General features: G+C 44.4%; 9 protein-coding genes. 2 read left to right on the top strand and 7 right to left on the bottom strand.

Going from position 1 to position 12,205, the window contains the following annotated elements:
- Positions 1-169: 169 nt before the first annotated feature.
- From M3661_RS21800 to M3661_RS21780, 5 genes are all read right to left on the bottom strand, one after another.
- Positions 170-1,753, bottom strand: a complete 1,584-nt coding sequence (locus tag M3661_RS21800) for a response regulator (RefSeq protein WP_251488545.1) — start codon at positions 1,751-1,753, stop codon at positions 170-172.
- A gap of 20 nt (positions 1,754-1,773) precedes the next feature.
- Positions 1,774-3,579, bottom strand: coding sequence for a sensor histidine kinase (locus M3661_RS21795; protein WP_251488543.1), 1,806 nt, complete (start codon positions 3,577-3,579; stop codon positions 1,774-1,776).
- Positions 3,560-4,900, bottom strand: a complete 1,341-nt coding sequence (locus M3661_RS21790) for an extracellular solute-binding protein (RefSeq protein ID WP_251488541.1) — start codon at positions 4,898-4,900, stop codon at positions 3,560-3,562. Before M3661_RS21790 ends, M3661_RS21795 begins: the two co-directional genes overlap by 20 nt.
- A gap of 460 nt (positions 4,901-5,360) precedes the next feature.
- Positions 5,361-6,230, bottom strand: coding sequence for a hypothetical protein (locus tag M3661_RS21785; protein WP_251488539.1), 870 nt, complete (start codon positions 6,228-6,230; stop codon positions 5,361-5,363).
- Positions 6,231-6,437: 207 nt separating this feature from the next.
- Entirely contained in the window at positions 6,438-7,592 is a 1,155-nt protein-coding gene (locus tag M3661_RS21780) for an epoxide hydrolase family protein (RefSeq protein ID WP_251488536.1), read from the bottom strand.
- Positions 7,593-7,838: 246 nt separating this feature from the next.
- Here M3661_RS21780 and M3661_RS21775 point away from each other — a divergent pair, with 246 nt between their 5' ends.
- Positions 7,839-8,402 (top strand): CGNR zinc finger domain-containing protein, encoded by a 564-nt coding sequence (locus M3661_RS21775; protein ID WP_251488533.1) that lies wholly within the window; start codon positions 7,839-7,841, stop codon positions 8,400-8,402.
- Positions 8,403-8,492: 90 nt separating this feature from the next.
- Here the strand turns inward: M3661_RS21775 and M3661_RS21770 are convergent, their stop codons facing one another.
- Complete coding sequence (locus M3661_RS21770; protein WP_251488530.1) at positions 8,493-9,752, bottom strand: serine hydroxymethyltransferase; 1,260 nt, start codon at positions 9,750-9,752, stop codon at positions 8,493-8,495.
- A gap of 191 nt (positions 9,753-9,943) precedes the next feature.
- Between M3661_RS21770 and pdxR the strand changes: the two genes are divergently transcribed.
- Complete coding sequence (gene pdxR, locus M3661_RS21765) at positions 9,944-11,374, top strand: MocR-like pyridoxine biosynthesis transcription factor PdxR (protein WP_251488528.1); 1,431 nt, start codon at positions 9,944-9,946, stop codon at positions 11,372-11,374.
- Positions 11,375-11,459: 85 nt separating this feature from the next.
- On the opposite strand, the gene M3661_RS21760 is transcribed toward pdxR, so the two are convergent.
- On the bottom strand, positions 11,460-12,203 hold the full coding sequence (locus M3661_RS21760) for a YggS family pyridoxal phosphate-dependent enzyme (protein WP_251488526.1): 744 nt from the start codon (positions 12,201-12,203) through the stop codon (positions 11,460-11,462).
- Positions 12,204-12,205: the final 2 nt, after the last annotated feature.

The following is a 12,205-nucleotide window of genomic DNA, read 5'->3' as shown; positions in this document are numbered from 1 at the left end:
GGCTTTTCACCTAACGAGTACCGACGAGCTTCATAATAAAGATACCTCAGCTCTATTCATATGAGCTGAGGTATCTAAACTAACCATTTTTGTTTTTTAAACTGTCCACTTGACAGGGAGCACTTCAAAAGGAATCGGCTTATATATACTCATTTTGTATAGAATTCGTTTATTTCTTTACACTGCTTGGCGTTACGCCCCAGTATTTACGGAATATTTTAGTAAAATAGCTGACGTCCCGATATCCGATCATGGCGGCAGCATCATACACTCTCGCCCCATTCATCAACGCCGTCCTCGCCCGTTCCATCTTGCGTTCCAGAACATATGAGGTAAATGACATTCCTATTTCTTGCTTGAATAAGCGACTTAAATAGGAGGCGTTCACATAAAAACGATCAGCGATCGTATGCAAGGTAAATTCCTGATCCTGTTCCGCCTCAAGCAGCTCGATAATCGCTTGAACAGTGGTATGGGTAACCTTCCTGTCATGGCTCTCTGCATAAGAGATTATGCTTCTTACAGCACGATGCAATACATCGTACATATGCTCGGGCGTCGTAAGTGATTGTACATTCGAGAGAAAATCGAAATCCGCTCCTGTCACATCCTGTACAGACCATCCGCGTTTGCGGATAAAGAGCGTCAACACGCCAACGATGTACATTAACTGCTCCATCATAATTTCATACGAAGCAGAGTTGTTCTTCGCCGCCTCGCACATGTCCGAAATCATTCGCATGGCAAGTTCTTGATCTAACGACTCCAAAGCCATCTCTAGTTGCTTGTCCTCGTGTTCATAATTTGGACGGTTCGTGACTTCGGCTTGAAGCGGCTCATCATATGGAATTGCGATCCCCGTTCCATAAACGACCCGATTTTGCAGCGCCTTTTTGGCTTGAATATATAATGGCAGCAGTTCGTCTATCTTTCCGGTTCCTCCACTAATTCCCGCGCTTACGTCAATGCCAAGACATTGCTTGATGTTGCGAATGAGCTTCTCCATCGCCACGTGAATCCCGAGCATCTGCTGCGGAGTATGTTCCAGCGCTCCCGTATTCCCTATCACAATAATGGTTTTATCTTCTTCCGTGCATACATAAAAATCAGGAGTCGGAAGTATATCTCGAATAACATGCACGAGATTATCCAGGGTCATGCCATCTTCATTGCTGGAACAGACATATTCGTCCACGTCCAGAACGATTACCGCATAACGAGATTCCATGTCTATATGAAGCCCTAATGAAACACAGGAAGCTTTCAGCTCTTCTATCTGATATCGTCCATATGCTAGATTGCGAATCGTATGCTGATGCAGCACGGGGAGGTACTGCGTCCATTGCTCCTGCATCATTAGCTGACGCGTTCGCTCCATCAACTCTGCCTGAATGCATCGGGCTGCATCCGTCACAGCCTGGAGAATGTCCATTTCAGCAGCAGGCTTGAGCAAATACTTGTATACGCCAAGCTCCACCGCCGTCTGCGCATAGGAAAAATTGTCATGACCGCTTAAAATGATGATTTTCGTGTTCGAATAAGCCCGAGCCACTTGACTCGCCAAGGAAAGACCGTCCATTTCGGGCATTTGAATATCCATTAAAATAATATCGGGCTGCTTCATTTGTATCTGAGCGAGAGCTTCAGCGCCGTTATTCGCCGACCCTACTACTTCGATATCGTGTTCTTCCCAGGGCATGTGAAGCAGATTTTGCAAAAATCTAATTTCATCTTCTACAATAAGAAGATTCAAGCGATCCTCTCCCTATTTCATTATTCATCTGTCGTACTTGATAAAGGCAGCTCAAGAGTTACTGTTGTACCTACTCCTAACTGGCTTTCGAATCGGATGCACGCTTCAGGGCCGTAGAACATCCTCATTCTGGAACAAACGTTGCGCAAGCCGTAAAGCTCCTTTTTCGGAGATTCCAAAAAAGAAAAGGGCGCCGTCAATCCGTTGATTTCCTGAATAACTTGATGAATGGATTGCAGGCGCTGCTCACTTATTCCGCTTCCGTTATCTTGCACCGTTATCATCAATTTCCCCTGCTTCAAGAAGCTCGAAATGATCAACACCCCATCGCCCTTCATCTGCTCCAGTCCATGAATAACTGCATTTTCAACCAAGGGCTGCAATAGCAGCTTTAATATAGGGATCGTTTTCGTTTCTTGGTGTATCTCATACACGACATGAAAGCAATGTAAAAAGCGAATTTGCTGGATGCGTAAGTAGTAGTTTAGATGGGTAATCGTTTCCTCTACCGTGAATGTATCTTGCCCTTTATGAAGGCTTAATCGGAAAAAGTGTGACAGGTTCAGCACCATCTCGCTTATTTCCTCTGCCTCGTAGTTTTGAGCCGTCCAGTATATAGAGTTCAGCGTATTATATAAGAAATGGGGATTAATTTGAGATTGCAAAAACGTGAGCTCCGTGCGGGCAATGCGAAGCTGCTGCTCATAATGATCCTGAATCAGATGCTTTTGATGCTCGGCCATTTGATTATACGAGTCCATCAAATAACCAAATTCATCCTTCCGTCTTGTAAGCAGTCGGATGTCATAATCTCCTCCGATCAATCCCTTCATCGCGTGCTTTAATCTACCTAGAGGAGAAGCGATGCGGTTGTAAACACCCCAAGATATAAGCATGGAAAGCACAAAACTGCACGCTATGATTAAATAGGTAAATTGCCTCATCGTTTTCGTTTCTTGATAAATTTCTTCGATCGGCCGAAAAACTTCCAACCGGATTGGGTAACTAGACGACTCCGCGCTCACTTGGAGCATATCCCTATCTCGGTTTCCTCCTGAATCGGTAGTAGGAAGGGACAGAATCGTTTCTCCTTCTCTATTCTTGATCTGCAAGCTGGTTAGTTCGGAATTCAACAGCGGGCTTATGAGGGTTCGGAGCGTATTTTTATGTAAAGTCATAATTAGTAAACTTGCTTTGTTCTCATCAGGGAAGGCATTCATCCTTCTGACAAGAGATATGGAATTGGCCTCCACTAAATCTGCAATTACTGGCTCTACTCCCTCTGTCGGTTGGGGCATCAAGAACGTACCCGCTTGATCCGCAAGCTGATTTAAATAGGCGAAACTGTCCCGCTCGGTCGCAGATTCGATCCTTTTCCCTCCATATTTCGTAGATATCATCGTATGGGTCTCCATCTGATAAATCGTGATCTGGGAAGCCACCAGGCTCACCGCCGAAATATTCCACAGCTCTTGCAGCAGCTCTGAGTACTGGACAATTGTGCGAGGCGACATCCCCGTTCCTTGCACCTTCAGCTTCTCATTAATGTTATGGTTCGCCGCAATTAGATTGGTTAATGTCTCAAAATGATGTAACGATAATTCAAGGTTATTCATGACAGACTCCACCTTATCTTGAGTCTGTTCTGTCGTCTTTTGAATAATAATTTGGTTTGCTCTGTTATTTACGTATAAACTAATGATCACTAGCGGCAGAAGCACGATGAAGAAATAGATGCTGAGCCGTAATTGCGAGGTTTGCAGAAACTTATGATATGCATGTTGGAATAGTTTCATGGCTACATCCTTATTTTTTATGCGATTCATGCCAATCGTTTACTTCCTTCGTAACTTGTGCGCCTCCACTCTCATACCATCGTTTCACGTAGTCGTCGAATGATTTCGTGGATTCTAGGCCGAGAATGATTTTTACGAAAACTTCCTGCAATGAATAAAGTTCATTCCATTTTCTTACCAAGGTAGGTGGGGGCGGGCCGCCATATGCATCTTGTACGATATGCTTTTCCAATTTTTCAATGTTCTCGTTGAGACGAAATTTTTTGTCGTAGGAATCCATGCGTGCACGTAACAACCACCGTTCGTCCACATTCACCAGTGCAGAATATATGCCTCTGTACAGGTGCTTGTCATGTTCATTAAATTCACTGACGATTTTCCCATCTTTCCAATCCCACACTTGATTTTGAAATCCTAGAACTAATGAGGTTCTGCCTCTACCTGCAATGAAATTTAAAAATTGAATGACTTCGCGAGCATGACTGCTCCCTTTTGGAACCACTTGATGCCCGAAAACTGGATTCAATGCACCTACTCCCTGCTTCCCTTTCTTGCCAATCGGATAGTCAATGGTTATCCAATTCGCTTGCGGATCTTTCTTTAGGCTTTGAGCAATTACCCCGCGCGTATCATACCAAGCTCCGGAAAACATTCCGATCTTTCCATCTATTATTTTCTCGTTCATGACATTACTGCGGTAAATCGGGAAGTCCGGATCAATCCATCCATGCCGATATAGCTCGGCAAAGAATGATAGCGCTTCCTTCATTTCCGGCAAAACGTTGGCATAGACAAGCTTCCCTTCACGTTCCGTCCATTGATTCAATTGAACTCCGAACGCCCCAAAAAGTGGTGAAGAATGATACAGATCCTTCATCATCGTATAGCCGTATGTATCTCTCTTTCCGTTTCCGTCGGGATCGCCTTCCGAAAATGCTTTTATTGCTGCCTTATAATCTTCAAGCGTTACTGGTATCGGTAGGTTCAGTTTATCCAGCCAGTCTTTCCGGATGTAGATGATTTCTTTCCCCTTCACCAACTGGCCACTCGGAATTGCATAAATCGAGCCGTTATACCGAACTCGGTTCCATAATTCCTCCGGTATGACACGCTTTAAATCTGCTCCGTATGTGTCTATCCAATGATCGAGAGGTTGTAGCTTGTTTTGCGTTACGAATTTGGCAAATTGGATCGGGGAATTGACGGTGATCATATCAGGGAGATCCTGTTCCGTCGAAATGATGGTGTCGATCGTTTTTTCATAACTGGGTACGGGCGGCATTTCGACACGGACATTTAATCCGACATTTCTTTTAATATAATCCAAATAAGGATTATGATTTTCATCCAAGCCCTCCGGAAACGGAAAACCCAAACTATTGATCACAATGGCTATGCTGTTTCCATCCCGCAATTTTTTATTCTCAGAACTGATTGAAATTGGGTTGAACTTGGGTATAAAAAATTGGCCTAACACAAGAAGGGTTAGCATGTAAATTATCAGCATGAATCTATTTACAAATTTACCGCTGCTCAACACTACAAAAATCATCCTTTCGATTTTTTTATTTCCCCATGTAATTGAGAAGCTTCTACGATCCCTCCTACAGAACCATTGCGTTTGCGACACAAGTCCTAATCCAAATTATAGTATAAAATTTGAACTTCAAACAATATTTCTCAGCAACATTTATATTATGTATGATACAAATACAAAAAAAACTCTTCCCGGCCTAATTGAAATAGATACCGAAAAGAGGTTTCGCGGACGTACAATATGCTCTTCTCCTGAGTACAGCCACCATCGAGTCCTACAACTTCCAATCCAGATACTCTGCCCAGGTTGAACGTAAAAGAGTTTTTATCTTAGTTGTAGGAATATGAATAATAACTACATTAGAAATGCTATTCGTATACATATTGGTTAATAGGTATTTTCCATCAGGAGATGGTTTATATGGCAGCACACCTTGCGTATCAACCTGTATCGTAGAATGATCATTACCTGTTATGGAATCAATATGGACAACGTTCGTTTCGTTACTCTGCTGGTATGCAATATATTTTTTATTGTAGGAAAGTGAGGGATTAGAAGCATTCGATTTATACTCATCTAGTTGATGATTCGTAAGATTGAACGACATAATGTGCGGAGACTTTTGTTCATCTTGTGCGGTAAAAAGAACCCGATTGGAATCAAGCCAATCATAGTATAGATATCCACTATCAAGCGAGGCTATGGAAGTTAAAGCCCCCGTGTCTCTATCATATACCTTCAACTCGCCTTCTTCTATAAAGCTAATTGCATGACGGTCAGGAATTGACTTTGGAAATTGAATGTTCTTTCCCGCTATTATTTTCTCTCTTTTCGAGTAACTAGCATTATCATCTTCAATTTCATAAATATCTTGCTCATCCCCGTTTTGAATGACAGCAAGAAGCTTATTCCCATTATTAACACTATAATGCGGTTCGAAAAAATTATTATGAAATGGTAAAAGAGCATCTGTCTGCAGATTAAACTTGTACATAGGTGTTTCAGTCGGATTCATTTGCTGCATGATCATGATCTCCCCCTCCATTGATGAGAAATCATTTGATTCTGAATAACTCTGCCATATCAGAAAAGTAACGAAAAACACACATATTGTTGCTACAAGCAGGATCAGCATTTTTTTCAATACGTGCACCTTCCTCCTTTTAGCAACGGAACGATTGTAAAAAAGTTCCCTCGCTAAATTTTATGTCTACACCTGTATAAATTACCATATCTCCCTTTTGGTGCATACGTTTTTTTAATCTATCTTTGCAATTATGTACAACAACAAACAAGACCCAATGAATTCAGAGGAGTTACTTCCCCCTTCACTGGGTCTATTACTATGATCTTAATATTGAATGGTTTTAAAAAATGAACGTATCGATTCTGCAACCAGCCCAGGCTGCTCCAGCGCAACAAAATGCCCCCCTGCATTCAGTTCTTGCCATTGCAGGATGTTCGGGAACAAGCGCTCCACATATTCTCTCGGCGGACGCTCATGAGGCTGCGTCTTCGTTAGCGATACGCCATGCGGTACAGGGCATGTCTCACCTTCACCCGGCCACTTGATATGCCTGCCTTCATAATAATAGCGGTTCGCCGCGTTAATCGTCTGGGTAAACCAGTAGATTGAGACATTTGCCAGCAAATCGTCCTTGTTGAACTGCTCTAACCGCTCACCCTTTTCGGTTACCGTCCAGTAATACCATTTTTCCAAAATAAAGGCTGCCAGACCAACTGGGGAATCATGCAGTCCATACGCCGCGGTCTGTGGCTTCGTCCCCAATAGATGCGCATATCCGCCCTCTTCGCGATACCACTGATCGCCACATGTAAGAAAGGCCCGCTCAGCCTCAGACATCTCCATGCCTTTACCAATAAAAGGACTCGGATTCCCCGGTGATGTCGTATGATACCCAATGACCTTCTCCGGATGATCCAAGCATAGCAAGCCAAGCACGCTCGCTCCCAAATCATACCCATGTGCCCCGAACTGCTCATAGCCCAGCCCCTCCATCAACTTGACCAGCACATTCGCGACCTGTCTATCCTCATAACCCGACTCCAACGGTATACTCGAGAACCCATGCCCCGGGATCGAAGGAATAATGACATCGAAGGAGATGGAATCATTGCCTCCATCGTTATCCGGCTGTGTCAAAAACGGAATCAGATCCAGCATCTCATAAAATGTACTTGGCCAGCCATGGGGAATTAGAATCGGTAATGAGCGACTTCCCTTCCCTTTTTCGTAAACAAAGTGAATGTCATTCCCGTCAATTGTCGCTTTGTAATTAGAGAAGGAATTGATACGCTGTTCCACCATGCGCCAATCGAAATCATGCAGCCAATAATGAACCATATCCTTCATATACGATATTGGAATCCCGTAATCCCATTCTGCTCCTGGGATTTCATCCGGCCATCTCGCCATTCGCAGTCTTTGCTTCAATTGTTCAATCTCTTCGTCTGAAATACTCACAGTGAAAGGATTCATGTTCATCGTTATCTTCGCTCCTTAGCAGAATAAATTACGAGAATAGATAGAAAAGACTTGGGAAGGCTGGACCGCGAGTTCATCAAATCTATAATTTAGAACAACCTAGTGATACACTGTAATTGGAGTCATAAAGCACGTAATAAGAACTAAAGCACGGACGAAACCATTAAAACACTTTAAATAGTTAGCTAACTGGTAAATAAATCTTAATGGTTAGCATGCGATGTGTCAATAGGAGCGGTTGAGCAGATGACGAGTGGATATGATCAGCTTGAAATAATTGCTGATTTCTTCAATACACAGGATAGACGAACGCGGTACGAGGGAGATCCCGGGATCGAGCTTTTAACAGAGCCTAGCCGTTTAGTCGAGTGGCTCTTGCAGCACCAGCTTATCACAGAATCAGATAATGCTGCTTCAGAGGAAGAATTGCAATTGGCGCGCGAGCTTCGCAATGAACTTCGCAAAACAATAGTGAACAACGAGTACGATGGAAATGTAGAACAGGTTAAGCTGGAGCAGCTTACGAAGAGTTTCCAGTTCGGACTCGTGTTCCAGGAGAATGGAGAGCAGCTTGTGCCTCTGCATGTAAATGCAGCTAAGGGATTAGCTCAACTACTCATTATTGTGTACGAACTGAGACGAACGAAGATGTGGCATCGCATACGTGTATGTACAGCGGAGGATTGCCAGTGGGTATTTGTGGATCGATCCAGACCCGGAACGGGGAGATGGTGTTCGATGAAGGCATGCGGAAATCGAGCGAAGAATAAGACCTTCCGCCATAAACATAAAAACGAATCGTCGCTGTAATGGAGTAGAGTAAAGGGCTGGCTTCCCAGCCCTTCGCATCAGACCGGACGTGAGGTTTCCGCTTACCGGCCTTCCTGCAATGAAGCAAATTTACATGCTATCTAACGAATGAAGTCCTTCATATAAAGGAAACTGAGACGTCATTTCACGTACACTTTCTAGTATTTGATTTTTAATCGTCGAACTCTTGGGATTTTTAAAGGCCAGTCCAATAAGCTGAGCAATTTCTTTCATTTCCTCGGGTCCTAATCCCCTTGAAGTCATCGCAGGGGTTCCGAAGCGAATGCCACTCGTTACTAACGGGCTGGCCGTATCATGAGGAATTGCGTTTTTATTCGCCGTAATCCCCACCTCATCGAGTATGGATTCTGCTTCTTTGCCCGTAAGTCCAATTGTGCGCAAATCAACCAAAACAATATGATTGTCTGTCCCCCCAGATACAACGGTTAACCCTTCATTCATTAGTGCTTCCGCCAATACGTTAGCATTTTCAAGCGTTTTTGCTATATACGTTTTGAAGTCCGGTTGCAATGCCTCGCCTAGCGCAACCGCTTTTGCCGCGATAACATGCATAAGCGGGCCGCCTTGCGATCCAGGGAATATCGCTTTATCAATGGCTTGCGCCCATGGTTTACGGCACATGATGACACCGCCTCTTGGCCCTCTTAACGTTTTATGCGTGGTCGTCGTAACAAAGTGTGCGTGTGGCAGCGGGTTTGGGTGCAATCCTGCTGCAACGATTCCTGCAATATGTGCCATATCTACAAAGAAAAGAGCCCCAACTTCGGCCGCGATTTGGGCGAACAACTCAAATTCGATCGTTCGTGGATAGGCGCTGGCACCAGCCACGATGATGCGTGGAAGGTGCTTATGGGCGAGTTTTCGCACCTGGTCATAGTCAATGCGCCCTGTTTGTTCATCGACACCATAAGAAACAAAATTATAGAATCTTCCAGAAAAATTCACCGGACTCCCGTGTGTAAGATGGCCGCCATTGGATAAACTCATACCCAATATCGTGTCACCAGGCTTTACTGATGCAAAATATACCGCCATATTCGCCTGTGCACCGGAGTGAGGCTGCACATTGGCATGCTCGGCACCGAAAAGCGCTTTAACTCGGTGAATGGCAAGTTCCTCGATCCTATCGACATGCTCACATCCGCCATAATATCTTCTTCCCGGATACCCTTCAGCATATTTGTTGGTCAGTACTGTGCCCGTCGCTTCCATGACAGCTCGGCTTACAAAATTCTCCGATGCAATCAGTTCTATTTTATCCCGCTGCCGTGTAAGCTCTTGCCGAATTGCATTAGCCACCGCTTTATCTTGCTGCTCCAAATAATTCATGATCATCTTCCTCTCTACCTGTCTATTTCACTATTGAAATCTGATATTTCCGCCATAAGAAGAGAATTCAGTTGTGTTGCACAATCAACAATTGTCGTGCTAGTATACCAATCAATGGAGTGTTGATTAATATCCATAGTTGAGTAATTATAGCAATCCATAATCATGCCAAAAACGCGGGAGTTGTCTGAATGTTACAAGTCAATCGAAATGATAAACGTCCCATCTGGCAGCAGCTTCTGGATCAAGCGATACATAATATTACATCCGGAAAATGGCCTCCAGGGGAATTACTGCTCCCAACCCGTGAACTCGCTCCATTGATTGGTGTTTCACGCTCAACCATCCAGATTGTTTACGAGGAATTATTCAGCCGCGGGTATACCGTAACCTCTCGTCGCGGCGGAACAAGAGTTAGCGATTGGACATATGCAACTCGTCCTTCTGAAGATGCTGCCACACAAGGGCCGATCCCTCCTGAATTGCCATCATTAAACACGGGAATCGGCCATTTACACGATTGGTTTGGAAACAAAGATCATCGTCAAGTAGAGATCGATTTCACTCCTCATGAGCCATACCTAGACGAGCATTTCCGAAAAAATTGGAGACACTCCTTTTTGCACGCCTCTACAGAAACAGACCTGGACAATTGGGCTTACGGAAATGCATATGGATTTCTACCGCTGCGAGAGCAGATTCTACGTTATTTGTCGCTTGAACGGGGAGTTCATGTGGATGTCGATCAAATCATCTTGACCTCAGGCGCACAGCATAGCATTGATTTGATTGCCCAAGCTCTGTTACAGCAAGGAGAAACGGTTTCGGTTGAGGATCCCGGCTTCCCTGCTGCCTGGATGGTGATGAAGTATCGGCGCATGCAAGTTGAATCCGTTCCGGTTGACGAACACGGACTATGCGTTGACCGCATTCATCCTGAGTCCAAACTTGTATATGTTACGCCATCGCACCAGTGTGCGGTTGGAGCAATTATGTCGGAGCCGCGCAGGCAGCAATTGTTACATATGGCTGCTGAGCAGAGGTTCTGGATTGTTGAGGATGATTACGATAGTGAATTTCGATATCGCGGTGACCCGCTCCCAACGCTGTTCAGTCAGCGACCTCAGAACACGCTATATATGATGAGTTATTCCAAAATGGTCGCTCCTGGCATTCGGTTATCGGCAATTGTCGGACCCAAAGAGGCCATTCGTCAAATTGCCCAAGTCCATGAGTTAACCTATCGGCATCTGCCGATTATGGAGCAATTAACACTTACTCATTTTATCGAGCATGGTCATTTTATGCGTCATATGAGACGAGTTCGGAATGTATATCGTCGTAGACATGAAGCCATGACGAAGGCTATTATCGCAACAGGTCTGAGCGACCACTTCACACTAAGCGGCGTAGAAACGGGATTGCATATGCTTCTTGAGGCTGATAAATCGTTCGATGAGGAAGCCGTGACAAAGTTAGCGTTCGAAAAGGGAATCCGCGTGTATCCGCTTAGCACGTATTGCTTGGAAAGTGATCGAAAAGGTTGGGTACTCGGTTTTGCTAAAGTAGATGAAGCAGCTATTGAAGAAGGAATTTATCGTCTTGCGGGGATGCTTTTATAAGCCAAGCATCCCCGTCACAACCTTCGCTTGCTCACATCAACCATGTAGAAAATGTTGTGTTCGTAATCGCTCTCCTGTCTCTCTCCTAATCGTCCTGGCGCGCATTTTCGTTCCAGTAATAGCTATCCGGCAAGTAACGCTGCCCGAATACGCTTGTCCCTACGCGGATGATAGTAGCCCCTTCCTCGATAGCCACCTTGAAATCACCAGACATGCCCATCGAGAGGATATCCATTTCTACACGCGGAAACTTTTTCTCCCTAACTTGGGTTTGAATCGATTTTAATAATCGGAAGCAGTGCCGGGTCTCGTCGTTTGTCGCATTTAGTTTTCCAATCGTCATTAAGCCCTTCACGTTCAACGTGTCGAACTGGGACAATTGTTCCACCAACTTCAGTGCCGTTTCCGGAGAAGCACCAAATTTACTTTCTTCGTAGGAAGTGTTGATTTGCACCAGAATATCCATAGTCTTGTTCTCTTTGGCGAGTTGATGATCCAGGGCCTGCCCCAATTTCAGACGGTCTACAGAATGAATGAGCGTAACATATTTAACAACGTCCTTCACTTTATTCGTTTGCAAATGTCCGATAAAATGCCATTCCACCTGATTAGATTGCTGCATAAGCGGAAATTTGTCCCGAAGTTCCTGCGCTTTGTTTTCCCCAAATAGAGCCTCCCCCGCTTGTATGGCCATTTGCAATTTTTCAAGCGGAACAGTTTTGGTTGCCAACAACAATTTCACGTCCTCTACCTTGCGCCCGGATGCTTGGCAAGCCAATTCCATCTGCTGCCTTACGGTTCTGAGATTCTCTTCAACTAAATGTCCCATGT

The organism is Paenibacillus sp. MER 180, assembly GCF_023713665.1.
In the GTDB taxonomy this organism is placed as follows: domain Bacteria; phylum Bacillota; class Bacilli; order Paenibacillales; family Paenibacillaceae; genus Paenibacillus_B; species Paenibacillus_B suaedae.
Note: the sequence above shows the minus strand (reverse complement) of the source record. Positions and strands in the feature narration are given on the sequence as shown.